Origin of the sequence: Staphylococcus sp. MB377, from assembly GCF_001922505.1 — a bacterium.
GTDB lineage: Bacteria > Bacillota > Bacilli > Staphylococcales > Staphylococcaceae > Staphylococcus > Staphylococcus haemolyticus.
This window is the reverse complement of record NZ_MAON01000011.1, coordinates 22,608-49,395: the sequence shown is the minus strand read 5'-3', so window position 1 is coordinate 49,395 and position 26,788 is coordinate 22,608. Positions and strand designations below refer to the sequence as shown.

General features: G+C 33.7%; 21 protein-coding genes, 6 pseudogenes and 1 riboswitch. Of the genes and pseudogenes, 18 read left to right on the top strand and 9 right to left on the bottom strand.

All coding sequences use genetic code 11. The features are described 5' to 3' along the window. Positions 1-387: 387 nt before the first annotated feature. The 3 genes from alsS (at position 388) to BB045_RS02260 (ending at position 3,811) form a co-directional block, all read left to right on the top strand. Positions 388-2,052, top strand: a complete 1,665-nt coding sequence (gene alsS / locus BB045_RS02270; RefSeq protein WP_070580978.1) for an acetolactate synthase AlsS — start codon at positions 388-390, stop codon at positions 2,050-2,052. A gap of 34 nt (positions 2,053-2,086) precedes the next feature. Next, positions 2,087-2,791: an acetolactate decarboxylase gene (gene budA, locus BB045_RS02265; protein WP_070440875.1), complete on the top strand. Its 705-nt coding sequence runs from the start codon at positions 2,087-2,089 to the stop codon at positions 2,789-2,791. Positions 2,792-2,923: 132 nt separating this feature from the next. Then, positions 2,924-3,811 (top strand): zinc ribbon domain-containing protein, encoded by an 888-nt coding sequence (locus tag BB045_RS02260; protein WP_075140443.1) that lies wholly within the window; start codon positions 2,924-2,926, stop codon positions 3,809-3,811. Between the two features lie 134 nt (positions 3,812-3,945). Here BB045_RS02260 and BB045_RS02255 read toward each other — a convergent pair. After that, positions 3,946-4,482 (bottom strand): annotated as a pseudogene (locus tag BB045_RS02255) (CocE/NonD family hydrolase C-terminal non-catalytic domain-containing protein); the annotation flags it as partial. Positions 4,483-4,609: 127 nt separating this feature from the next. On the opposite strand from BB045_RS02255, the gene BB045_RS12095 reads away from it, so the two are divergent. From BB045_RS12095 to BB045_RS02245, 3 genes are all read left to right on the top strand, one after another. Then, positions 4,610-4,783 (top strand): hypothetical protein, encoded by a 174-nt coding sequence (locus BB045_RS12095; RefSeq protein ID WP_176743868.1) that lies wholly within the window; start codon positions 4,610-4,612, stop codon positions 4,781-4,783. 67 nt (positions 4,784-4,850) lie between these two features. Beyond that, complete coding sequence (locus BB045_RS12270) at positions 4,851-5,072, top strand: hypothetical protein (protein WP_240565834.1); 222 nt, start codon at positions 4,851-4,853, stop codon at positions 5,070-5,072. A 270-nt stretch (positions 5,073-5,342) separates the two neighbouring features. Continuing rightward, entirely contained in the window at positions 5,343-6,059 is a 717-nt protein-coding gene (locus BB045_RS02245) for an epoxyqueuosine reductase QueH (RefSeq protein ID WP_070440864.1), read from the top strand. Positions 6,060-6,111: 52 nt separating this feature from the next. On the opposite strand, the gene BB045_RS02240 is transcribed toward BB045_RS02245, so the two are convergent. Next, the gene (locus BB045_RS02240; RefSeq protein ID WP_070440861.1) at positions 6,112-6,405 is read right to left on the bottom strand and encodes a hypothetical protein; all 294 of its coding nucleotides are present in this window, start codon (positions 6,403-6,405) and stop codon (positions 6,112-6,114) included. A gap of 72 nt (positions 6,406-6,477) precedes the next feature. Next, positions 6,478-7,545: a quinone-dependent dihydroorotate dehydrogenase gene (locus tag BB045_RS02235; RefSeq protein WP_070580974.1), complete on the bottom strand. Its 1,068-nt coding sequence runs from the start codon at positions 7,543-7,545 to the stop codon at positions 6,478-6,480. A gap of 230 nt (positions 7,546-7,775) precedes the next feature. On the opposite strand from BB045_RS02235, the gene BB045_RS02230 reads away from it, so the two are divergent. Beyond that, the gene (locus tag BB045_RS02230) at positions 7,776-8,630 is read left to right on the top strand and encodes a fructosamine kinase family protein (RefSeq protein ID WP_070440856.1); all 855 of its coding nucleotides are present in this window, start codon (positions 7,776-7,778) and stop codon (positions 8,628-8,630) included. 291 nt (positions 8,631-8,921) lie between these two features. Here the strand turns inward: BB045_RS02230 and BB045_RS02225 are convergent. From BB045_RS02225 to BB045_RS02210, 4 genes and pseudogenes are all read right to left on the bottom strand, one after another. Further along, a pseudogene (locus BB045_RS02225) lies at positions 8,922-9,487 on the bottom strand (EamA family transporter); the annotation flags it as partial. Between the two features lie 392 nt (positions 9,488-9,879). Further along, a complete protein-coding gene (locus tag BB045_RS02220; RefSeq protein ID WP_070580971.1) occupies positions 9,880-10,116 on the bottom strand; it encodes a DUF896 domain-containing protein in 237 nt (78 codons plus the stop codon). Positions 10,117-10,128: 12 nt separating this feature from the next. Next, positions 10,129-11,073, bottom strand: a complete 945-nt coding sequence (locus BB045_RS02215; protein WP_070580969.1) for an LLM class oxidoreductase — start codon at positions 11,071-11,073, stop codon at positions 10,129-10,131. Positions 11,074-11,280: 207 nt separating this feature from the next. Further along, complete coding sequence (locus tag BB045_RS02210; protein ID WP_037551553.1) at positions 11,281-11,847, bottom strand: TetR/AcrR family transcriptional regulator; 567 nt, start codon at positions 11,845-11,847, stop codon at positions 11,281-11,283. 312 nt (positions 11,848-12,159) lie between these two features. Between BB045_RS02210 and BB045_RS02205 the strand changes: the two genes are divergently transcribed. The 11 genes and pseudogenes from BB045_RS02205 (at position 12,160) to BB045_RS02160 (ending at position 23,826) form a co-directional block, all read left to right on the top strand. Beyond that, positions 12,160-12,723, top strand: coding sequence for a M23 family metallopeptidase (locus BB045_RS02205; protein ID WP_070580967.1), 564 nt, complete (start codon positions 12,160-12,162; stop codon positions 12,721-12,723). A 308-nt stretch (positions 12,724-13,031) separates the two neighbouring features. Beyond that, positions 13,032-14,085: pseudogene (locus tag BB045_RS02200) on the top strand (PTS sugar transporter subunit IIC). Between the two features lie 155 nt (positions 14,086-14,240). Continuing rightward, positions 14,241-15,665: a phosphate--AMP phosphotransferase gene (locus BB045_RS02195; protein ID WP_070580965.1), complete on the top strand. Its 1,425-nt coding sequence runs from the start codon at positions 14,241-14,243 to the stop codon at positions 15,663-15,665. Between the two features lie 452 nt (positions 15,666-16,117). Next, complete coding sequence (locus BB045_RS02190) at positions 16,118-16,828, top strand: aggregation-promoting factor C-terminal-like domain-containing protein (RefSeq protein WP_070580963.1); 711 nt, start codon at positions 16,118-16,120, stop codon at positions 16,826-16,828. Positions 16,829-17,242: 414 nt separating this feature from the next. Next, positions 17,243-17,461, top strand: a complete 219-nt coding sequence (locus BB045_RS12265; protein WP_276311088.1) for a glycosyl-4,4'-diaponeurosporenoate acyltransferase CrtO family protein — start codon at positions 17,243-17,245, stop codon at positions 17,459-17,461. 41 nt (positions 17,462-17,502) lie between these two features. Continuing rightward, positions 17,503-18,504 (top strand): annotated as a pseudogene (locus tag BB045_RS02180) (phytoene desaturase family protein); the annotation flags it as partial. Then, positions 18,490-18,978 (top strand): annotated as a pseudogene (locus BB045_RS12485) (4,4'-diaponeurosporenoate glycosyltransferase); the annotation flags it as partial. The pseudogenes BB045_RS02180 and BB045_RS12485, both read left to right, overlap by 15 nt. A 20-nt stretch (positions 18,979-18,998) precedes the next feature. Then, the gene (locus BB045_RS02175) at positions 18,999-19,856 is read left to right on the top strand and encodes a phytoene/squalene synthase family protein (RefSeq protein WP_070440834.1); all 858 of its coding nucleotides are present in this window, start codon (positions 18,999-19,001) and stop codon (positions 19,854-19,856) included. Between the two features lie 9 nt (positions 19,857-19,865). Beyond that, positions 19,866-21,369, top strand: a pseudogene (locus BB045_RS02170) (phytoene desaturase family protein). Between the two features lie 78 nt (positions 21,370-21,447). Continuing rightward, positions 21,448-21,555: riboswitch (SAM riboswitch) on the top strand. 79 nt (positions 21,556-21,634) lie between these two features. Continuing rightward, positions 21,635-22,795 carry an aminotransferase class I/II-fold pyridoxal phosphate-dependent enzyme gene (locus tag BB045_RS02165; protein ID WP_070580961.1) on the top strand — a complete coding sequence of 387 codons (1,161 nt, stop codon included), beginning with the start codon at positions 21,635-21,637 and terminating at the stop codon, positions 22,793-22,795. A 32-nt stretch (positions 22,796-22,827) separates the two neighbouring features. Beyond that, positions 22,828-23,826: a D-lactate dehydrogenase gene (locus BB045_RS02160; protein WP_070580959.1), complete on the top strand. Its 999-nt coding sequence runs from the start codon at positions 22,828-22,830 to the stop codon at positions 23,824-23,826. Positions 23,827-23,994: 168 nt separating this feature from the next. On the opposite strand, the gene copZ is transcribed toward BB045_RS02160, so the two are convergent. Together copZ and BB045_RS02150 are read right to left on the bottom strand one after the other, a co-directional pair. Continuing rightward, positions 23,995-24,201 carry a copper chaperone CopZ gene (copZ, locus tag BB045_RS02155; RefSeq protein WP_029376679.1) on the bottom strand — a complete coding sequence of 69 codons (207 nt, stop codon included), beginning with the start codon at positions 24,199-24,201 and terminating at the stop codon, positions 23,995-23,997. Positions 24,202-24,289: 88 nt separating this feature from the next. Next, positions 24,290-26,677: a heavy metal translocating P-type ATPase gene (locus tag BB045_RS02150; RefSeq protein ID WP_070581123.1), complete on the bottom strand. Its 2,388-nt coding sequence runs from the start codon at positions 26,675-26,677 to the stop codon at positions 24,290-24,292. Positions 26,678-26,788 lie beyond the last annotated feature (111 nt).

Genomic DNA, 26,788 nt, shown 5'->3' with positions numbered 1-26,788 from the left:
TTATGGAATAGGTTCTATCGAAAATATGTATTTTATTAATAGTTCAGAACATACTATAATTAGTCATGTAGTAAAGTTACATCATATTTAAATGCTTCTATTTCGTGTAGTAAATCCATCCCCTTATATTGTATTAGCATAATAGTGCTGAACTTTATGATTTATTACACCAATTGACATAGATAGAAGACTCCCATCTCGCATTTAAATATGTATCCCTAACTGAGATTACTAGCAACAATGAAATAATGAAGTAACTTTAAATATAAAGAAGCCACAACTCATGTAACTAAGTCTTTCCCTCTTTTTCCCTTAAAAAATAGACATGTAGGTGGCTTCTTTTTAATATTAAACTTTAAAACAGAACTTGAAAGGATATGAATTCAGATGACTAAAGAAAACTATTCTGCTGCAAACATGGTCATTGATACTTTAAAAAATAATAATGTAGATTACGTATTTGGTATTCCAGGAGCTAAAATAGACTATCTCTTTAATGCTCTTGAAGATGATGGTCCAGAACTTATTGTGACACGTCACGAACAAAATGCTGCCATGATGGCACAAGGTATCGGTCGTTTAACTGGTAAACCAGGTGTAGCATTAGTAACGAGTGGCCCTGGAGTAAGTAACTTAACAACTGGATTATTAACAGCGACTTCAGAAGGTGATCCAGTGTTAGCTATCGGTGGTCAAGTTAAACGTAACGATTTATTACGTATGACGCATCAAGCAGTAGATAACGCTTCTCTTTTAAGATCATCTACGAAATATAGCGCAGAAGTACAAGATCCTGAGTCTCTATCTGAAGTAATGACAAACGCTATTCGTACAGCGACTTCAGGTAAAAATGGTGCAAGTTTTATTAGTATCCCACAAGATGTTATCGAGTCTCCAGTAACATCTAATGCAATTGATTTATGTGAACAACCACAACTAGGTGTTCCAAATTCAGAAGACATTCAAGACGTTATCAAAGCTATAAAACATGCGAAATTCCCAGTGTTGCTAGTAGGTATGAGAAGTTCAAGTGAGAAAGAAACTGAAGCAATTCGTCAATTAGTTGCTAAATCAAATTTACCAGTTGTTGAAACATTCCAGGGTGCCGGTGTACTTGACCGTGAATTAGAAAATCACTTCTTCGGAAGAGTCGGTTTATTCCGTAACCAAGTAGGTGACGAATTATTAAGAAAAGCTGACTTAGTTGTTGCAATTGGTTATGATCCAATTGAATACGAAGCAAGTAATTGGAATAAAGAATTAGATACAGAAATCATTGTTATTGATGAAGTACAGGCTGAAATCACTAACTTTTTACGCCCTAAAAAAGAATTAATTGGTAATATTGCAGGGACAATTCAACTCCTATCTGAAAATGTGCATGAACCTATTATTAATCAAAATCGTTTAGATGACTTAGAACGTTTGAGAGCAGAAGTCATTGAAGCAACAGGTATCAAGTACACACATGAAGATGGCGTAATGCATCCATTAGAAATTATTGAAACAATGCAAAAAACACTAACTGACGATACAACTGTTACTGTAGACGTAGGTAGCCATTATATTTGGATGGCACGTAAATTTAGAAGTTACAATCCAAGACATTTACTATTTAGTAATGGTATGCAAACACTTGGTGTTGCTTTACCTTGGGCAATCGCAGCTGCATTAGTGCGCCCAAATACTCAAGTTGTGTCAGTAGCTGGAGATGGCGGTTTCTTATTCTCAGGTCAAGATTTAGAAACAGCCGTACGCAAAAATTTAAACATCATCCAATTAATTTGGAATGACGGTAAATATAATATGGTAGAGTTCCAAGAAGAAATGAAATATAAACGTTCAGCTGGAGTTGAATTTGGACCAGTTGATTATGTGAAATATGCTGAATCATTCGGTGCAAAAGGGTTACGTGTTACTAATCAAGAAGAATTAGAAGCGGCTTTAAAAGAAGGCTATGCAACTGAAGGCCCTGTATTAATTGATATCCCAGTGAATTATAAAGACAATATCAAATTATCAACGAATGTATTACCAGATTCTTTAAATTAATTATTAGTCAAACAAACATAGGAGTGAATATTCAATGAGTCACGTATTATATCAACATGGTACTTTAGGTACATTAATGGCAGGTCTATTAGAAGGAACTGCGTCTATCGATGAACTATTAGAACATGGTGATTCAGGACTAGCTACATTAACAGGTTCTAATGGTGAGGTTATCTTTTTAGATGGTGAAGCATTCCATGCTAACGAGCATAAGGAGTTTAAGAAACTAAATGGTGATGAAATGACGCCATATGCAACAATTACTCGTTTTGAAGCAGATCAAACATATCAAACTTCAAATAAAGATTCTGAAAAAGTGTTAAACGAAGTTAAAGAACATATGTTAAGTGATAACTTATTCTCTGCAGTGAAAATAAGTGGTACTTTTAAAAAAATGCACGTACGAATGATGCCTAAACAAGAACCACCTTACACTAGATTAATTGATTCAGCACGTAGACAACCAGAGGAAACGCGTGAAGATATTAAAGGAACAATTATTGGATTCTTTACTCCAGAATTATTCCACGGTATTGGATCAGCTGGTTTCCATATTCACTTTGCTAATGATGAGCGCAACTTTGGTGGTCATGTATTAGACTTTGAAGTAGACGATGTAACTGTTGAAATACAGAATTTCGAAACATTCAAACAACATTTCCCAGTTAATAATAAAACATTTACAGAAACAGAAATTGATTACGCAGATGTTGATGCAGAGATTAGAGAAGCTGAATAATCATACCTATGAAAGAAAGATGAATTTTCAATGAATTCATCTTTCTTTTTTAATTTATAAAATATAATATATGACACAATATAAAATAATGGTATAATAACTTAGAATTTTATATTTATGGAGGGAGCCCTAATGCAATGTCCAAATTGTGGTCAGACATATCAACAAGGAGATCAATATTGCGGTAGTTGTGGTAATAAATTAAATGGTTCATTATCTCAATCAACGCAATCAACAACAGAATCATTCAATTCGGAGATTCAATCTACAAGTCATTCTACAGCTGTTAAGCAAGAACAAATTAATGGAGAACAGAATCATAGTGAGTACGATCGTGGTGAATTTACACATAGATATATGTCTTATGAACACCGCTACGCTGAAGGTCCATTCACGATTAAAGTGAAATCGACCTTCAATGAAAGTAAGCAATTTTTTAAACAAGCTTTTACTTCTCATGATGCAGTGATGAAAGGGAATAAGTTATTTAGTATGACTTTGCTATCATCATTAGTCATTATTGGTTTACTTATATTGGGAATGTTTTTACACCTACTTTCAGCACGTTTATTTGATGGTTATTTTGTTGATACTGCAACAATTATCTTGAAATTTGTATTAACTACTATGCTAGCACTTGCGTTTTTATTTATCGTAACATTCGCCGTTATTCGCTTAATGATAGTAGAAAGCATTTCCTTTAAAAAGGTTTTATCTGATTATATATTAGTTAATACATTATCAGTAAGTATGTTATTTTTAGGATTTATTGTGTTTTTCCTTGAGTTGTATATTTTCAGTGGTATATTGATTGCCTTTTCAGTGATTTTACTTTTAACATCATCAGTGTATTTAATTTCAAAGTATAGTGTAAATCATACGTTACGTTTTGCGAGTCTCTATAGTGTAATGATTTTCTTTGTAATTATTGGATTTGCCTTACATTTATTTGGTTCAACTATCATTCATCGATATGATGATTTAGGTATTTTACATCAATTATTTTGGCGTTGGCTCTAATGATATCTTGAGATAAATATTAATGGTAGATGATATATAAATTTAAAAGTCAGTAAGTGAATTTTATAATTCATTTACTGGCTTTTAGGTATTGAGAAAAAGAATATGCTTAATGTTTATGTTACTTTAAATAATTATTCAATTACTGGAATAATTAGGTGTGAATCATAATCGCCACCAGTATAAACAAGGTGATTGTCTTTGTTTACAGTATCTTCGTGTTCATAACGTGTTTTCGTATTAGGTAAAGGAGTGCTATTACCTTTGATAATTTCGTTACATTTAACAACAACTGCTAATGACTCACCTTTTTTAAATAATGTACCAGATGGTAACCATTCTATTTCGATTGGCACGATTTCATTTGGGCTAACTTTTTGTTCATGTTCATGTGTATGCCATGGTTGTGCAATTGTTGATTTCGTTTCATCTAGTTCGCGATGAGAAGCGCGTAACCAACCTGTTGCAACTTGACCTTTTTCAATATGATTGAAATCAGGAAAATGCACCTCATTACCACGACGGTCTAACTTTTTAATGCCTGCAAAGATGTCTAAATCGTCAGCATTTTCTGCGGCTATCCACAGTTTTAATTTCATATTATCAGTCAATTCTGTATCTTGTTCGAAAGTATGAACATAACATAATTCATCGTCATCACTTTCAGAATCGATTGCTAGTATTTTCTTATCGAGAGGCATTCGAAAAAATAATTTAGATGAAAATCGAGTTTATTCTAAAGAAGCATATCAAAGATTATTAAAGAAGCATAAGTTAGGCAGTATTTTCGGTGGTATTATGTTTGGTGTAATCATGATCCTACTTAATTTAACGCGACTATATTTTTCAGATCAAAAGATTGAATTAGGATTTTTCATAACATTTAATTTTATTTCTGCTTTAATTTTCGGCGTAGTAAGTTATTTCGTTGGTAAAGGTAAAATTGTTAAAGAATATGGTGAGGAGGATTAAGAAATGGATAAATTTATTTAATTGGTTCACTCGAAATCCCACAGGTCGTGATGAGCGTGAGCAATGTGTGCTTGAACATAAGTTAGCGGTTATGTTTTTATTGACATATATTTCAATAGTTATCTTAGGTACAATAAGCTTGGTTATTGATATGAAGAGAGAAACAGTGGATTTTGGAACAATATGCTTATTAGCGTTGAGTGTTATTTTAACGTTTGTATCTCTTTGGATTAATAGAAGAAACCGTTTAGATGAGTTAAAAGCTCATTCAGCTGAAGAATACAAATAATGGGTGAAAAAGCTTGCAATAAAATGCTCGTTTTTCGTCGTTTATTTTGCAACGATGATGTTTATTATTACGGGGATTATCTTCCCTTATATTTTTAATGATGGGTTTAACTTCAAAGAACAATTAATCAAATGTGCAATTTCTGGTGTGCTATTCGACGGTATCATGTTTATTTACTATATGATTATGCTAAAAAAAGAATATTAACTATTATTCAACTCCTTAATTATTATATAATAAATGTATATAATGCTTAAGGAGTCATTTTTTATGTTAAAAGCTGATCCAATTATTGCTAAAATGAAGAATCAAAAAATTAACTACGATAAGGTATTGAAAAAATTAATTAATCAATGGGAAAGGGAAGGTTTAAGACCTAAACTCTTACTACATAGTTGTTGTGCGCCATGTAGCACTTATACGTTAGAATATTTAACGGAATATGCTGACGTGGCAATTTATTTTGCGAATCCCAATATACATCCTAAAAATGAATATTTAAGACGTGCAAAAGTTCAGGAACAATTTGTCTATAATTTTAATGAGAGAACCGGAAAGAATGTTAAATATATTGAAGCGGAATATAAACCGCATGAATTTATGAAAATGGCAAAATCACGTGGCCTCACTGAAGAACCAGAAGGTGGGTTACGTTGTACGGCATGTTTCGAAATGCGGTTGGAGCTAGTTGCTGAAGCTGCTGTGAAATACGGGTATGATTACTTTGGAAGTGCACTCACACTATCACCTAAAAAGAATGCGCAACTTATAAATGAACTGGGTATGGAAGTACAACATTTATATGATGTGAGCTACTTGCCGAGTGACTTCAAGAAAAATAAGGGCTATGAACGTTCAATAGAGATGTGTAATGACTATCATATATTTCGACAATGCTATTGTGGATGTGTCTTCGCTGCGATGGCTCAAGGCATTGATTTTAAACAAATCAATCAAGAAGCTAAAGATTTTTTACAACAATTTTAAAGAAAATGACTCCTAATTTGAAGTTTAATCATTTTAAATTAGGAGTCGTATTTTATATTGTTCGATTAATGAGACGTATAATGGCTAGAATGGCAATCACAAATGCAGATAGGATACCTGCAATTTTCAAACCTTTTTTCTGCTTCTCAGGTTCTGGATCTTCATTTTCCATCATTTCAAGTAATTCACGTTCGATTTCAAGATCAAGTGCAGTTTTCTTTTCACCATTGTAACCAATGCTATTATCGTCATCTTTTTGCACTTTATCATTTTGATTTGATGGCTGTTCTTTACTTTTAGACGGTTGGTCTGCATTTTGTTTTGTATGTTTATCTTCTGCAGTCATACGTATACCCCTCCGGTAAACTTGTTATCTTTGGCTTAAGTATAGTACTTTTTATAATTAAGTAAAGCTATATTATTTTGCGTCTAATCCAATAATATCACTCACGTTATTATAATTATGTCGCTTTAAGTAAGCAGCGATGTCTTTATTTATCTTCTTAGTCAAACCAGGACCTTCAATAACTAATGAAGAATAGATTTGAACAAGAGATGCACCATTTCGCATCATTTGAATGGCATCTTTAGCACTAAATATACCGCCTGTGCCGATAATTAAGAATTCGCCATTTGTTTGTTGATATGCCCATTTCACTAACTCTAAATTTCTTTTGAAAAGGGGTTGTCCACTTAATCCGCCATCTTCTACTTTATTAGAAGAAGTGAGACCATCACGCTTACGAGTTGTATTCGCTAGAATCATACCATCAAATGTTTCAGTGATTGCTGGTAGAATATTTTTAAAACCATCTAGTTCTAAATCAGAAGTTAATTTTAAGAAAATAGGGACATTTACTTCTGTATTGGCTTTAAAGTCTTTCAAAGCTTTGCATAACATTGAAAATTCATCTTTATCATGGAAACTTTGTAAATTCTCAGTATTTGGTGAACTTATGTTAACTGTAAAAAATGAGACATCAGCTTTAAACGTATCAATTACTTTAATGTAATCTTGATAACGCTCATTATAAGGTGTCGTTTTATTTACACCAACATTTAAGCCAACAGGGATATTGTATGAATGGCGACGTAAATTCCATAACGCTCTGTTCATACCAATATTATTAAAGCCCATACGATTGATTAATGCATTATCTTCAACTAGACGATACATGCGAGGTTTTGGATTACCATCTTGAGGTTTAGGTGTAATGCCACCTAATTCAAGTGCACCGAAGCCAACATTTTCAAGTGCTTTAGGTACTTCGCAAGATTTGTCAAAGCCAGCAGCTAAACCAACTGGGTTGTTAAATGTGATACCTTTAATTGTTTGTGTTAAATAAGGATCTTCATAGTTAAAGATTTTGTGCATAATAGGTAGTAAAAAGAGACGTTTTTGGGCAAGTTTTAAAGCATCAATGGTCATGCCATGCGCTTTTTCAGGGTCGAATTTAAATAATAGTGGTTTAATTAATTTATACATTTTAATGCTCCTGTTTCATTGTATTTGAGGCTTACTATCCTCATTTAATATCATTGAAAAAACATTCCTCTCTAAGACTAGCATGTTCAAGAATAATTGCATAGTTAATTTAGAAACTGTTTAAAAATTTGCCTCAACTTAAATGTGGATATATATGCTAACGATTAAATAGTCCTATTTCAGGAAATATAATAATAAAGTGAGAAGATGTATTCGAAGGAGGAAACATCATGAAAAAAGATTGGCAAGAACAATTACCATTAAATCATATACGAGACATTAAGTCGGTGAGTGGTGGAGATGTGAACGAAGCATTCAAAGTAACTACAGAAGATGACGTGTATTTCTTATTAGTTCAACGCAATCGTGATAAATCATTCTATGCTGCTGAAATTGCTGGACTTAACGCTTTTGAGGAAGCAGGTGTTACAGCACCACATGTGATTGATAGCGGTGAAATTAATGGTGATGCTTTCTTAATATTGAGTTACTTAGATGAGGGAACGACCGGTAGTCAACGAAAACTAGGTCAATTAGTAGCCAAAATGCATAGCCAGCAACAATCTGACGGCAAATTTGGATTTGATTTACCTCATGAAGGTGGAGATATTTCATTTGATAATACTTGGTCTGATTCGTGGAGTGAAATCTTTGTCGAACGTCGTATGGATCATTTGAGAGATGAACTCATGGGGAAAGGATTATGGAATGACGAAGATAATAAAGTCTATGAACAAGTCCGCACAGTGATGGTAAATGAACTAGAAAATCACAATAGTAAACCGTCATTATTGCATGGAGACTTATGGGGTGGCAATTATATGTTCTTAACAGATGGTAGCCCCGCTTTATTCGATCCTGCACCGTTTTATGGCGATAGGGAGTTTGATTTAGGAATCACTACTGTATTTGGTGGATTTACCCGAGAATTTTATGACGAATATGAGAAGCACTATCCTTCAGGAAAAGGTGCTCGTAAGCGTTTAGAATTTTATAGACTATATTTATTTATGGTCCATTTACTAAAATTTGGTGGAATGTACGCTAGTAGCGTAAATCGATCAATGGATGAAATATTGGCATAAAAATAAGCATGGGCGGTACAGGTACAGTGATACCCGTGCCGCTCAAGCTTATTAATCTTCTTTAATTGTTTTTAATAATTGTTTGCCATTATCATAGAACATTTTCTCAAGTTCATGATGTGATAATAGATCAGTTCTTTCAAGTTCATCAGCTAACATCGTAACAACTTAATCGGTTGTATAAGGTGCATCTGAACCATATATAATTTTATCCATGTCTACACATTGAGTAATATTTGGAAGCTGATAAGGTAGGACTTTTCCAGCTAAATCAAAGTATAACTCTTTCATAAGCAACAAAGTAGAAGTCGCCCGATTGTATAGTAAGATGGTTTTAGAATCAATGTCTTTGACGGTCTTTTTAGCTAATATATTCGTTAGCGCAAAAAAGAATGTATAAGATAGGGCGACAATCACACCTAATATACTGTTAAAATCACCTGAAAAATGAGTAATCAAGAATGTACCTATAACAGCAAAAATTATAGGAAGGGTATCGTTTTTGCACAATGTTTCATTTAGAAAGAGCACTGAAAGAAACAACGCAAATATAATATAAAATCTTCCTAATAATCCAACACTAAATGGATCTAACAAACTTAAACTTACATATTGGAGTAAAGTACCTATTGTATTAGTAATACCTAAGAGCCATATAAATTTGTTAGGATAGATTTTTATTTTACTTTTATCGAGTAATACAGTTATTAATAATATTAAAGTTGAAAACAAAGCATAAAAAAATTTGCTTGAATAGATGATAAATCACTGAGTGAAAGTTTGTTTAATATTGGGGGTAAAGACAGGATTGCTACGGAAATAATATTAAATAAATACCCTTTTTTAACCTTATTCATGGTATGCCCTTTCTTAGTTGTTTTATATATTATTATATATTTATTTTATATAATATCATAATTATTATCGTGATAAGTTAGGATGTTTGATTCTATACCTGAATGTATCTTATAAATAAACATTTATGGCTTGAATTATTCTACGATAGACTATGAAATATATTTGTTGAGCGGCATAGAGAATCAGTCGCATAAACGAACATAAGTGAGCGATCACTTCATTAAGTAGTTTTAATTATTAAAATCAAAGAACTACTTTATAGTTTCCCTAGGAAAGGGTTTCAACAAAATGAGCTGTGATCAACTAAGGATTTTACTCAAAAATATGGACATAAAAAAGCTACCCTCAAAGTTGGAACTTTAAGGGCAGCCTAAGTCTTGATAATATGATTTTAATTTTCTTGAATGTTGCCGTATTCTTCTCTTAAGTCATACACTTTATCAGGTGTAACGTCTTGGCCAAGTGGGTCTAAAACTTTCATCGTTGAGAAAGTATGAAGTACTTGACCTCTAATCATACCTAAATATTCTTGTCTTAATTGATGTTGTTCTTGTTTTTCATCAACACTCAAACTTTCAACTTTTTCTTTATTTGCTAATTGATTAATTCTATCTAATAATTCTCTCATTATTTATTCCTCCTAATTTGTATGAGCTGGGAAGTGGGGAACAATGTGCACACCAACCTCTTCTATTAATGCTTCGATATCACGATCATCGTTTGTAAATCTTAAGATAATATGATTTGTATTAATTGATTCATAAGCTTTTAATATTTGTAATAAATTTTTACGTCCAGTACGGAAACCACATTTAATCGGTTTTACGGTTTCATTTGGATTTTGGGATAAATCAATCATTAGAATATTCATAAACGGTTTAAATCGGTCGGTACCACTGTGCCAAGCTTCTACTAATTTCTTTTGATCTTGAAAAGGTTGTGCGTAAAATAGCCAACCATCCATATTTTCTTGAAGCCAAGCCATTGATTGTTTTGAATATCCGGTACCAAACATTGGAATTGAATGGTGTTTTGGCAATACTTGTAACCCTGAATCTTCATATAATTCGAAAATTGAATTTGAGATTTTGGGAGAATGTGATTGCCACAGTTCTCTTAGTGAGTGAATGGTTGTTTGATAACGTTCTGTTAATTCATTTTCGTCTACTTTAAATGCAGGGAATTCAAAAGAGCGATCACCGGTAGCCATACCGAGTAATAAACGTTGATTGGAAATGAGATCAAGTGAGGCAGCTGATTTAGCTAGATGAATGGGATGTCGTAAGGTTGCTACGGTACTACCAGTACCCAGTGCAATCTTTGAGGTAAAGGCACTCAGATAAGTTAAAAAGACGAATGGATCATAATTCGTAGTAACGTTGCCTAAGTGAGGGCTATACAATGGATTATCTCTCACAGACAAACTTGTAAATCCCAAAGACTCTGCCTTTTGAGCGAGTCTCAATTGCTCATCAAAATCAATATTGTTTTGTTGTTTATTATCAAACGGTATGGATAAACCTAGTGTCAATTTATTATTTTTAAACGTACGTTTAAATCCCTCGTGTTCATCAATATCTGACATGTCCTTACCTCCTAACTTCATTTAATATTTATACAACACTTATTATCTAACTAACACATGTTGTATAAATGTAATATACGCCCCATTTAAATAATATGCAACATACATGCTTATGAAACTTGTTGCTTAGACAACAATGCTCAGTATTTGTTGATTAGATTAGCTTTTTCCATAAAAAACCTCTAAGGCAATGCCTTAAAGGTTTAATTACAAGTGTGTGATGTGATGAATTAAGAAAGGTAAATTTTTATCTATAAAAGCTTCTGCTGTAAGCGAACTGGTATCGAGCCAATGTCTAGCGAGACCACATAATCCTGAAGCTAGAAAACTAGCACTATTAACGAGAACGTCAATATCCTGTTCAGGGTAGCTATTACGAAGCATAATGGTAAAAATATCTTCTAATTCATTATTAATACGTTGATGGGCTTGGTTACAAAACGTTTCACTATTCATCTTGCAAGAGTCTTGCACTTCAACCATATAATTAGCAATAGAAATAAATAGGTTTGATATGACAGTTTCATTAATAATATCTGATACGGATAATGTATTATTTAAATCTTTCAAAATTGTTTCGGATAAAGTGTAATTGAGAATATCATATTTATCTGTAAAATGTGCGTAGAAAGTAGCACGATTGACCGTGGCACGTTCAGTAATATCTTTAACAGTGATTTGTGACATCTTTTTCTCTCGGGAAACCTCTTGAAACGCTTCTACCAGCAGCTTCTTTGTTCTGATAATACGAGGATCCACTTTAGTCGTAGTCAATATAGGCACCTCCCTTGTTGACCTATAGCTTACATTAAATTATCTGTCGAAGTGAGATGGTTGTCAAAGTTCACGCTTACAATGATATGTAACTATCAACCTAAACTGTGGAGTAGTCAAACTTCAATTTCCTAATAAAATTTTTAATTTAATTATGGTTAAAATTAATTATGAGACGAGTTTCTACTATTGTAATAGTCAATTTTGTCCATTATCTAGTCAATTAGTCTGATTATAAGCAAAGTATACACTTTCTTGTCGTGATGTTTGATAATATACAGAATAATAATGAATTAAAAAGGAGAGCGATGTTTGAAACAATTTATCAAAAAAGTTATGACTATACTGATATGTGTAGGTATCGGTGTTTCCGTAACATATTTAATTCGTGAAATTGATATGCAACCATCTCAAATGTCTTTTAATGATGATAATCAATATGGTGATTGGAATAGTGATGGACGTTTGACGCATGGTTATGGCACATATAATCATGGTTTAGAGTTTGAAGGTAATGACAAACATTATGGTAATGATTATGACTTACCTGAAGATACAAAAGTGTTAGCAGCGACAGATGGTGTTGTCACAAGAATATTTGAAGATGATTTAGGTGGAAAAGTGATACAAATCTCTGAAGATAATGGCCGATATCATCAATGGTATATGCATTTAAATGATTTCAAGGTAACTCAAGGTCAACAAGTTAAAGCCGGAGATGTGATTGCTTTATCTGGTAATACAGGTGAACAGACAACTGGCTCGCATTTACATTTTCAAAGAATGAAGGATGGCATAGGCAATGATTATGCAGAAGATCCACAATCATTTATTGATCAACTACCAGAAAAAGAAAAGAGTTTATTTAATATCTGATATGAAAAACAAAATAGATAGTATTAAAAATCTGAAGCCTGAGTCATGTTTCAGATTTTTTAACATCAAAAATTCATACCTATTAACCAAGAAGTAAATTTTGGAATCCAATCATTATCGTTAAATGTTACTTTTTTGAGAAAAATAAAAATAATATTCTGAAAATTTAGAATTTATGATATAGTAAAATCTATCGTTACTTATTCAAATGATTGACGTGAGTAGTTGTTTACATGTGGCATCAATCATCAGTAAGTAGGCTGATCAACATATTAAGTGTGCAGATTAAACAATAGGAGGTTTTTTATATGACATCAACACTTAGAGAAATAGGCGTTAAAGATTTTACATTTAGAGTGCTATCGGGCGTAGCCATTGGTATCGTTGTTGGATTAGTACCTAATGCTATTTTGGGAGAAATCTTTAAAGCGTTCATGCATCACCACCCATTTTTTGGAACATTGTTACATGTCGTACAAGCAATGCAATTTACAGTACCTGCTTTAATAGGAGCGCTTATTGCTTTGAAATTTGATATGACACCATTAGCAATTGCAGTTGTTGCTTGTGCATCTTATGTAGGAAGCGGGGCTGCACAATTTAAGAATGGTGCCTGGGTAATTGCCGGCATCGGAGACTTGATTAATACGATGATTACTGCAACGATTGCTGTATTATTTATTTTATTAATTGAAAAACGTGTCGGTAGCATGGCACTGATTGTGTATCCAACTATCGTAGGTGGTTTATCCGCTACAATTGGTGTACTTATATTGCCATACGTACATATGATTACAACTGGCATTGGTAATATGGTTAATAGCTTCACAGAACTACAACCTGTATTGATGTGTATGCTTATCTCTATGGTCTTTAGTTTTATTATTATTTCACCATTATCAACTGTTGCGATAGCTATTGCTATAGGGATTACAGGTCTGGCAGCAGGTTCAGCATCTATTGGTATTTCAGCTACTGAAGCAGTATTACTTATTGGGACAAGCAAAGTGAACAGAGTTGCAGTACCAATTTCTATATTCTTCGGCGGTGTGAAAATGATGATGCCAAACATGGTGAAATATCCAATTATAATGTTACCAATTCTTATAACTGCTGGAATTTCAGGAATTGCAGGTAGCTTGATTGGTATTGCGGGAACTAAAGAGTCTGCAGGATTTGGTTTCATTGATTGGACCAATTAGTGCTTTTAAATTCTTACATGTAGATTCTGCAATATTAAGTATCTTACTCATTATTTTGGGATTCTTTGTTGTACCATTAGTGACTGCATTCATTTTAGATATTATTTTCCGAAAAGTATTACATCTTTATACAAACGACATATATAAATTTATGGGTTAACCATTTGTTAAATAGGAATTGATAAAGTGTTGATTATCGCATTTTATCAATTCTTTTTTGAAAATGAGAATACATATAGAAATTAAGATAAAATATGAAATAAATAGTGTTACAATAAAAATGAAATAATAAGTTACTTAAAGGGTGAATGGTTAATGGCTAATAAAATCGAAAAATTAGCACTAAAGACAGCTGAACTTACAAGACAGACACACAAATTAGGTATTCCAATTATGATTCTATTTGAAGGTGTCCCTGCTTCTGGAAAAACACGACTTTCAAATGAATTATTACTCAATTTTGATGCCAAATATACACATTTTATTGCGACACAATCACCGCAAAAGGATGATTTGCGTTATCAGTTTTTACAAAAATATTGGAATACATTACCTAAAAAAGGTGATATCAATGTCTATTTTAGAAGCTGGTACTCTCATTATTTAGATTATCGAGAAAACGAAATTAAACACGATAGATATAAAAATTATGATGTTTTAAAAGAACAAATTACATCTTTTGAAGATATGTTAATCGAGGATGATTATGAAATCATCAAATTCTTTATTGAAATCAATGAAGATAAAAGACAAGAACATATTAAACAAACAAAAGATAATCCACTGATGCGTTGGAAAGTTCAAGAGTATGGAAGTGTACTATCAACAGAAACGTATTTAGAAGACATGCATCAATTTATTAAACAGGATAAACAATGGAAGATTATTGACTATACAGAACGCCAAATGGCGATTGAAAAGATGTATGAACACATTATTGAACGTTTAGAACAAGCCATAGCGAAACATCATGCGAAGGATAAAGTTTATGATGGTGAATTCTCAGAGCACTTTGCTACTGAACTGTTTGATAAAGATGTAGAAAAAGTTTCTAAAGAAGAATACAAAACATTAATTACTGAACTGCAGAAACGTATGCGCGAAATACAATTTGCTTTATATGATAGAAAAATTCCGTTAATTCTTGTATTTGAAGGAATGGATGCAGCAGGAAAAGGTGGTAATATTAAGCGTATTAGAGAAAAGCTTGATCCTACTGGTTATGAAGTTAATGGCATCAGCGCACCTACAGATGTTGAATTGAAACATCATTATTTATGGCGCTTTGCAAAGGATATGCCAAGAAGCGGTCATATCGAATTGTTTGATAGAAGTTGGTATGGACGTGTATTAGTTGAGCGAATTGAAGGATTTGCAACAATGAATGAATGGCAACGAGCCTATGATGAGATCAACGCATTTGAAAAGATGTGGACCGATGAAGGTGCGATCATCCTAAAATTCTTCCTGACATTAGATAAAGACGAACAGCTTAAACGTTTTAAAGATCGTCAAAATAATGTAGATAAACAATGGAAAATCACTGATGAAGATTGGCGTAATCGTGACAAGTGGGATTTGTACGTTGAAGCCAGCCACGATATGGTTAAAAAAACAAATACAACACATGCACCATGGCTAGTCGTACCAGCAGATCATAAGAAAACATCAAGAATAGAAATAATGAAGTATATTATTCGTAAATGCGAAAAAGTATTATGGGGCGTCAAGGATTATTAATTTATAAGACTATACTGTAATGAGTTGATTAATAAACCAAGAAACGGTTAATGATAGAGTCGTTTCTTGGTTTTTCTATGTTATATAAATAAATTGAATATATTCTAAGTTGTTAGAAATATTACGGCATTGTAACAAAACGGCAATTTGTAATATTACAGAATATGTAAAATTATTGTAAATTTCTTAAAAGAGTATTGTAAAACCTCATTTCATAATGAAATTTTAAACGATTTATTCAAAAAATAATATTACAGAATGAAATATAAATATTTCAATGTTACAGAATAAGTCGTTCATTGTAATTTTTTGTAAGATAAGCGTAATACTATTGGCGTTTTTTTATGATATAGTACTTATTGTCAAAAGTTAAACACAGAGCAAAACACAATAACTTAAGAATTTAACAAAACGAAAATATAAACTAAATTTTTTTGGAGGAATTTTTTATTATGAAAAAAACAGTAATCGCGTCGTCATTAGCAGTAGCTTTAGGAGTAACAGGTTATGCATTAACTACAGATAACAGTGCACATGCATCTGAATCAACTACAAACTATGCACAATTAGCTAACTTAGCTCAAAACAACCCATCTGAATTAAATGCTCACCCAGTACAAGCTGGTGCATACAACATCACATTCGTTAAAGATGGTTTCAAATACAACTTCACTTCAGACGGTCAATCTTGGTCTTGGGATTACACTTACGTTGGTGGAGCTGACACAGTAGCAACTACACAAGCTGCTCCAGCTGCTCAATCAACTGACTACTCAGCTTCTTACAGCAATGAAGCTTCAACTCAATCAGTAAGCTCAAACCAACAAGCAAACAACACTAACGTTGAAGCAGTATCTGCACCAAAAACTACTTCATACTCAGCTTCAACTTCATCATCAGCTTCAACTGGTGGATCAGTTAAAGCTCAATTCTTAGCTAATGGTGGTACTGAAGCTGCTTGGAACGCAATCGTAATGCCTGAATCAGGTGGTAATCCTAACGCAGTTAACCCAGCTGGTTACAGAGGTTTAGGTCAAACTATGGAATCATGGGGTACTGGTTCAGTAGCTTCACAAACTAAAGGTATGATTAACTATGCTAATAGCCGTTACGGTTCATTAGATGCAGCAATTGCATTCCGTGCTAACAACGGTTGGTGGTAGGATTTACTAAGGTAACTGGATAGTACATCGAGTTATCGCGAAAGAGGTCGACTTTAAGGTCGGCCTCTTTTTTTATTTTTAATAGACACTGTAGCTTAACGTTTACCGACCGCGATTATAGGGAAGATACTAAGACAATATACAAATTGAAAGTGTTGAATATCAATGACATTAAGAAAAGTATTAAAACTAGGTTTAATACATAGTGTGTTCTGGACAACTGTACAATTATAGCTATCTAATATCATGTTACGATGCCCGTCCTTTTTATTTGTGAGATATGAATCAGTTTTTAAAATAAGGTCATGGGAAAAGAGAGGTGCTTTATGGAATAAACTATTTCGTATTAATAAATGGAAACATTACATTCCAGAAGCAGCTCAATTCAATTATCGTATCTATAATAAAAGGTGACTGATTTCATTTAAATTAGAAGATATACATTTTATGATTTTAGAAATGCGCCGTGCAGAACTTGTTCATTGGTTATCAATGATACCGATTGTTGTTTTTATCAAAGCGCCTAAATATATACTATTCATTGATGTGTGTTATATGATTTCGGCAAATTTACCGGTCATACTCACGCAACGATACAATCGTCCTAGGTTAGAACATTACTATCAACTATGAATGAAAAGAGATGAACGTACATGTCTCAAAAGAAAATCATCATTGGTGGGAAAGTAAATCGTTTAGAAACAGAGGGATTCTGTTTTGATTTAGGTCCAGCTATATTAACGATGCCATACATATTTAAAAACTTGTTTAACTATAGTGATAAGCAAATGAAAGACTATGTTACTATTGAACGATTACCTTTGCAATGGCGTAGTTTCTTCATTAATGGTGAAGTGATAGCTTTATATGAAGACTTGTCTCAAATGTTAAATGCCAATACCTATCTTACCAATGACGATATTCAGCAACTTCATCAATTTTTAAATCATGCAAAAAAATACATCGTTTTACGGAAAATGGCTACTTTGCACTAGGGCTTGATACAGTTTCTGAAATTATTAAATGCCAGGGATCATTGCGTTCACTTAAAGGTGTGGATTACTTCTCAACAATGCAACAAGCTATTAATCGTTATGTTGAGAAGCAAGAATTAAGAGATATGCTTGGCTACTTTATAAAGTATGTTGGCTCTTCTTCTTATGATGCACCAACAGTACTTTCTCTTTTAATTCACATGCAATATGAACAAGGATTATGGTACGTTAATGGTGGTATTCATAAACTTGCATGTGCATTGGAACAATTAGCGATTGAAGAGGGCGTAACCATTCATACCGGTACGGATATACATAATATTGATACGTATTTTAATCATGTTACAGGCGTTAGATTAGATGATGGTTTACATGTGAGTCCAGATTACATTGTTTCTAATAGAGAAGTGAGACCTATGTATCGTGACTTACTGCACTTTTCAAATAAAAAATAGCACAATTAGAGAAAGTTTATGAACTTGCAGCATCTGGCTATGTGATGCATTTAGGAGTAGACATTTATACCCTCAATTGGCACATCATAATTTCCTATTCTCAAATGATTCTAAGCGTGATTATCGAGAAGTGTTTCATGACAAAGTATTGCCACAAGACCCAACGATTTATCTTGTTAATTCAAATAAATCGGATGCATCTCAAGCGCCAGAAGGACATAAAAATGCTACATCTCATATTATTGAAGGATTTTCTTTAGGAAAAGTGTTTCATCGTTGCCATTTGCCAGTGACACAATTTGAAGGTCAGGGATTTGTTAGCTTTAGAATGTATGAAGCGGAATTTAAAACAATGATAGAGGGATGGATGAAACACTTAGCGGTAGGTGCTTCGTCAACACAACCTCATATCATGATGTTAATTATCTTATGGATGGTGGGAAGTATCACCTCATATAGCGGATTAACATTTAGTTTATTTATGAAAACTTTGTCATTTAAGCGAATGGCGTTATCATATAGTTTATATACATTACAATTTATTCGTTTACATCGTCGAGTAGGACGTTTTTCAATTTTATTTTTATCTATCAACCCAATATTGTTTTTATTTTTTGTTTTAATTTATATAAATTCATATCGTCACATTCATTACACGAAACAGGTAAAATGGAAAGGACGACAATTTAGTATTAAATAATATTTAGCAGGGGGTTCTCCATGAGCACATTAGAAGAAAATTATCAATATTGTCATCAAATTATGAAAGATTACTCTAAGAGTTTCTCATATGCGTTTGATATGTTACCAGAACAACAACGACGAGCAATCTGGGCGATTTATGCAGTTTGTAGAATCGTTGATGATAGTATCGATGTACACCAAGACGTGGAATATCTACATAAGATTAACCGTGATGTTAAAGCTATTGAACATCAAACAACAACGACATTTGAAAGTGATGACCGCATTATGATGGCATTTGCTGATGCAGCTACACATTTCCAAATGAATTTCCAAGCCCTCTATGACTTAATTGATACGGTTGAAGCAGACCAGCATTTCGAAATGTTTGAAACAGATCGTGGTCTACTAGATTATTGTTATGGTGTTGCGGGAACTGTAGGCGTATTACTGATCCCAATATTGGCAACGCCACCGTCAGATGAAGCATATGAGTATGGAAAACAATTAGGTGAGGCACTTCAATTAACGAACATACTACGTGATGTTGGTGAAGATTATCGTAACGGACGTATTTATTTTAGTAAAGCGCGTTTAAGTGAATTTAATGTTTCAATTGCTGATGAAATAGGACGTGATCAACCCTCTGACAATTACATTAAAATTTGGGAATTCTACGCTACACTAGCCGATAATAACTATGACATGGTTTTAAATCATCTTAATGTATACAATGAAGAAGCTCGTATGATTATTGAGTTAGCAGCCCAAATATATCGAGGTATATTAACCGAAGTACGTAAAGCAGATTACTCGTTGAAAGACCGTGCGTACGTTTCTAAATGGAAAAAACATAAAATCTACCGTAATTTAAAGAAAAAATATAAAGATTAGGTGAGATATATGAATATAGCAGTAGTGGGCGCTGGTGTTACCGGCTTAGCAGCTGCAGCACGATTAGCCGCTTAGATCATCAAGTTACAATATTTGAGAAGAATGAACAAGTTGGTGGCCGTATGAGCCAATTTAAGAAAGATGGCTTTGCTTTTGATATGGGACCAACCATAGTGATGGTACCGGATGTTTATAAAGCCGTATTTGAAGAAAGTGGCAAACGTTTTGAAGATTACGTTGATATGAAGCCACTTACACATATTATGGATATTTATTTTCTGATAAAGATAAAGTGAGTGTATCAACTGATTTATCACAACTTAGTCAAACGTTAGAAGCGATAGAACCAGGTTCTACTCAAGATTTTATGCAATTTTTAACGGATGTGTATAAACGATATGAAGTGGCACGCAAATACTTCCTTGAACGAACATTCCGTAAACCAAGTGAATTTTATAACCCATTGATGCTATATCGTGGATTAAAATTAAAAACATTTAATAATGCGAATCAATTAATAGATAATTATGTATCCAATGAAAAAATACGTAAGTTATTCGCATTTCAAACGTTCTACATAGGTATTGATCCTAAACAAGGGCCTTCAATTTATTCTATTATTCCAATGATTGAAATGGTACATGGCGTTCATTATATAAAAGGCGGTATGTAAGGCTTAGCACAAGGTTTACTACAACTTGGTCAAGACCATGGTGTTAAAGTAGAACTTAATGCAGATGTACAAGAAATCATTATTGATCCTAAATTTAAACGTGCAGATGGTCTACGTGTTAATGGTGATATTCGACGTTTTGACAAAGTGCTATGTACCGCTGACTTTCCAAGTGTGGCACAAAACTTAATGCCTGCGCACTCACCTTTAAAGAACTATTCTCCTGAAAAGGTAGATAACATGGACTATTCATGTTCAACATTTTTAATTTATGCAGGTATTAATCGTCAATTACGTGATAAATTACATGTACATAATGTCGTATTTGCTAAAGAGTTTAGAGGCAATATTGATGACATTTTTAGTGGTAAGATGCCTGATGACCTATCATTGTATCTTTACTTCCCATCTGTAGAAGACGAAGCATTAGCGCCTAAAGATCAGACAGGGATGTATGTCTTAATGCCAGTCCCTGAGTTGAAGATAGGTGAAATTGACTGGAACAATCCTAGTATGGTTGAACAAGCGAAAGATGTCATTTATAACAAATTAGAAACGATTGAGGCACTTAAAGATATACGTCAGGATATTGTATCTGAAACTGTATTTACACCGCTTGATTTTGAGAGTCGTTATAATGCCAAATTCGGTTCAGCATTTGGACTTATGCCAACACTTACACAAAGCAATTATTATAGACCCCCAAATGTATCAAGAGATTATAAAGACTTATACTTTGCAGGAGCAAGTACGCACCCTGGTGCAGGTGTGCCAATTGTGTTGACCAGTGCTAAAATTACTGCCGAAGCAATGTTAGAAGATATAGAACACGGAAAATAAAGTAAAACTTGCTATAAATCTGAAAATTATAAATATTGACAATACTTATTGAACTGATACAATAATATTAATTCAATAGACTTATCCAGAGAAGTGAAGGGATTTGGCCCAATGAAACTTCAGCAACAGACTTAAAAGACAAAAGTACTGTGCTAATTCCAAAGAGGTATGCCTCAAAGATAAGTGTCATAGTCATAACTAAGCTATATGTCACTATCAATTGAGAGTGATATATAGCTTTTTTAATTTTAAAAGGGGGTAAATAATGACAATTTCTAATAAACTAGCCAATATTCCAGATAGTTACTTTGGTAAGACAATGGGACGTAAGGTTGAGCATGGACCACTACCGTTAATTAATATGGCAGTTGGTATCCCGGATGGCGAAACGCCTAAAGGCATCGTTGATCACTTTGCTGATGCTGTTCGAATTCCTGAAAATCAAAAATATGGTGCATTTCATGGTAAGGAATCCTTTAAAGAAGCAATTGTTAATTTCTATCAACGACAATATGGCGTTGAGCTACATAAAGATGATGAAGTGTGCATACTTTATGGTACTAAAAATGGTTTAGTGGCTTTGCCTACATGTATTGTTAATCCTGGAGAAAGTGTGCTACTTCCAGACCCAGGTTATACGGATTACCTCGCTGGTGTCATGCTTGCTGATGCCAATCCAGTACCACTTAATTTGGATCCACCACATTATTTGCCAGATTGGAGCAAAGTAGATGAACAAACATTAGCACGTACGTCACTCGTTTATTTGACTTACCCAAATAATCCTACTGGATCAACGGCTACTAAAGCAGTGTTTGATGAAGCGATTCAAAGATTTAAAGGTACACATACAAAGATCATTCATGATTTCGCTTATAGTGCTTTTGGATTTGATGCAAAGAACCCAAGTATACTTGCTTCTAAAGATGGAAAGGAGGTAGCAATTGAAATCTTTTCATTATCTAAAGGCTATAATATGTCAGGGTTTAGAGTAGGATTCGCAGTAGGTAACAAAGACATGATACAAGCGCTGAAGAAATATCAAACACATACTAATGCTGGTATGTTTGGTGCCCTTCAAGATGCAGCAACATACGCACTTAATCACTATGATGACTTTCTAGATCAACAAAATGAAACATTCAAACGTCGTCGTGACATGTTTGAAAAGCAATTAAAAGATGCCAATTTACCATTTGTACATTCTAAAGGTGGCATTTACTCATGGCTTCAAACACCACCAGGGTATGATAGTGAATCATTTGAACAGTATTTGTTGAAAGAACAATCGATCTTAGTGGCGCCTGGCATTCCATTTGGTGAAAATGGTCGTCATTACGTTCGTATTTCCCTAGCATTAGATGACCAATTATTAACTGAAGCGGCTAAACGATTGGCTTCTTTATCTTATTTATATAACGAGTAACAAGAAGTCACAAATAGAAAGGATGAAATTTTATGACTAAAATTAAAATAATGAGTGTACGAGATGAAGATATTCCTTACATTGAAGAGTGGGCGGAACAAAATAATGTCGAAGTAGAGTTAAATAAAGAAATATTAACAGAAGATAATGTCGATGGTGTTCAAGGATTTGATGGCTTATCTTTATCTCAACAACACCCAATATCGGAAGATGTATTTGCTAAATTGCAACAATTTGGTATTACACATATTGCACAACGTAGTGCTGGATTTGATACTTACGACTTAAATTTAGCTACACAATATGGCATTATTATATCTAATGTACCGTCATATTCACCGAGTTCAATTGCAGAGTTTGCAGTAACACAAGCGATTAATATTGTAAGAAATCAGAACGATATTCAACGTAAACTTCGTGAATATGATTTTAGATGGGAACCTTCAATATTGTCACGTTCAATTAGTGATTTGACCGTAGCTGTTATAGGAACAGGACGTATTGGCTCGATAGCGGCAAGCATTTTTGCAAAAGGATATGGAAGCCATGTTGTTGCATATGATCCATTTCCTAATGAAAAGGTTGGGCAATATGTTGAGTATAAGGATACGTTGGAAGAAACTTTACGTGATGCAGATATTGTTACAGTTCATATTCCAGCAACGAAATATAATCCACATCTCTTCAATAGAGATTTATTTTCAAAATTTAAAAAAGGTGCCGTATTTGTAAATGCTGCTAGGGGATCAATCGTTGATACCAGAGCATTGCTTGATGCAATTGATAGTGGTCAAATTAAAGGTGCTGCATTAGATACATATGAGCATGAACGAGGTTTATTCCCTGGAGATTACCGTGATAAAGTGATTAATGATGACTTATTAGATGAATTAATTGCTAGAGAAGATATTTGGTTAACACCACATATTGCGTTTTATACTGATGCGGCAGTTAAGAATTTAATTGTTGATGCACTTGATGCAGTCATTGATGTTATTAATACAGGTACTACTAAATTAAGAGTGAATTAAAAAATGGAGTTGGGCGTGGGACAGAATTATTTGTGAATTCATTGTCCCAGACTCAACTCCTTTAATTAGCTTTAGCGAATGCGCACATTTCATAATTTGCTTATATTTAAATCGCTTTTACCCTGGTTAGATTGACTGCCTAACAAAAGCAGGTTTCTTATCCGGATTTTATTTTACATCGTAGCCTTGATCTTCAATGGCTTCTTTCATTTGTTCAACTGATACTCTGTTTTCGTCGTAATCTACGCGAACTTGATTCTTATCTAAGTCTACTTCTGCTGAAGTCACACCATTTAATTTAGCTAATGCAGATTCCACAGCGTTTCTGCAATGGTCACAGCTCATACCTTCAACGTTAATTACTTTATTAATCATACCTTTCACCTCCATTGTTCTTACTCATATATACCCATATTTTACTCCTTTTTAATAAACAAAGAAATAAAATAGAAATGCTTCATAATTATAATTTCATTCGTTTTAGTCTTAAGGCATTACTTACAACACTAACTGAACTTAAGGCCATCGCAGCACCAGCTATCCAAGGTGCAAGTAATCCCATTGCCGCAATAGGGATGCCTGCAATATTGTATCCAAATGCCCAGAATAAGTTCTGTTTAATATTGCGAATTGTTTTATGACTTGCATGAATGGCCTTAGGAACTAATTGAATATCTCCTCCAAGAATGGTGATATCTGCAGCTTCTATTGCTACTTCTGTACCCGTTCCCATTGCAATGCCGATATCTGCTTTGACAAGTGCAGGAGCATCGTTAATTCCATCGCCTACCATAGCAACTCTATGCTTCTGTTCTTGTAATTGCGTTATATGTTGTGCTTTATCTTCAGGTAGAACGCCGGCAATGACTTGATCAATACCGACTTCTTTAGCAATAGCTTTTGCAGTTCGTTCATTATCACCAGTTAGCATAACCGTTCTAATATTCATAGATGATAATTGTTGGATAGCTTCTTTAGCAGATGCTTTAACAGTGTCAGCTACAGCAACCATGCCTTTTAGTTCGTCGCCATAGGCAATTAGCATAACAGTATGTCCATCAGCTTCCATATGTTCCATTTTCTGCTTAATGCTTTGTATATTGATTTGGTGTTCTGACATTAATTTTTGATTGCCAACAAGTAACTTAGTATTATTTATAACAGCTTGTATTCCGTGACCTGGTAATGTTTGATAATTTGTGACATTTACCAAGTTAACTTTATGGTGTTTGGCGTAGTTAACAATTGCAGTAGCAAGTGGGTGTTCAGAGTTATTTTCGGCTGAAGCAACTAAAGCTAAGATATCTTTGTCACCTTCAAAATAAGTTACCTCTGGTTTGCCGTGTGTAAGTGTTCCTGTCTTGTCAAACACAACTGTATCAACTTGATGTGTACGTTCGACATATTCGCCACCTTTAAACAAAATACCATTTTCAGCAGCGCGACCAGTTCCAACCATTATTGAAGTTGGTGTAGCTAAACCAAGTGCACATGGACAAGCAATCACTAGAACTGATATCGCAGCAACAAGTGCATCTTCAAATTGACCAGGATGTACAAGTGTAATCCAAATTAAGAATGTCAGTAAAGCAATCGCAATAACAATTGGAACGAAATAGCCTGATATAATATCAGCTAAACGTTGGATAGGTGCTTTAGAACTTTGAGCTTCCTCAACCACTTTAATAATATTGGATAGGGCAGTATCTTTGCCAACTTTAGTTGCCTTAATTGTAATAACACCATTCGTATTCATAGTTGAGCCTATTACTGCATCATCAACGTGTTTATCAACTGGCATTGATTCACCTGTTAGCATTGATTCATTAATAGCAGTTTCACCCTTAATAATTTGACCATCGACAGGTATCTTTTCACCGGGTTTAATTAACAAGATATCATCAACATTAACTTGATTGAGCGGTACCATTTTTTCGATACCATTGTCATCAATTAGTCGTGCCTCTTTTGCTTGTAAGTTAAGTAATTCACTTAATGCATTCGTCGTTTGTGATTTAGCACGTGCTTCTAAATATTTTCCGAAAAGAATTAATGTGATAAGTACAGCGCTTGTCTCAAAGTAAAGGTGAGGCATGTTTGTGGCACCTGTTAACCATTTAATCATCTCATAAATACTGTAAAAGTATGCAGCACTAGTGCCTAATGCAACGAGCACATCCATATTAGCCCCACCGTTACGTAAATTTTTATAAGCACCAACATAGAACTGCCAACCAATTATAAATTGGATAGGTGTCGCAAGGATAAATTGGAACCAAGGATTCATTAATATGTCGGGTAAATGCATATTAAAGAGATGGACGAGCATTGTCATTAATAGAGGTAATGACAGAATAGCAGAGATCATTAATTTATTTCGCTTATGCTTAAGTTCTTGTTGTTTTCGGTTTGCTTGATCTTCTTCGGATTGTTTAGGTTGTGCGTCGTAACCTAAGTTTCTAATTCGTCCAATTAAGGTATCTAAATCCGTTTGCCCAGGATAATACGCTACCATAGCTTGTTCAGTCGTTAAATTAACTGTCGCATCTTTAACGCCTGGCGTTTTATTTAATATTTTCTCTATACGATTTGAACATGCTGCACAGGTCATACCAGTTATGTCTAACTCAGCTTTGTCAATGACTACATCATACCCAAGCTTTTGAACCGTCGTAACAAAGTCATTTATTGCATAGTCATTAGTATCATATTCAATCGTTGCTTTTTCCGTTGTCAAATTAACTTGTGCTTTTACGTTATCCATTTTATTTAATCGTTTTTCAATACGATTTGAGCAAGCTGCACAAGTCATACCAGTAATGTTCAATGTGGCATTTTGTTTATTGCTCATTAAGACACCTCCATTGCAATTCATACATAATATACCCCCTTAGGGTATTAAAGTCAATGTTTATGTCTTACTTTTTCGCATAAAAAAAGTAGGACAGAAATCTTTGTGAAT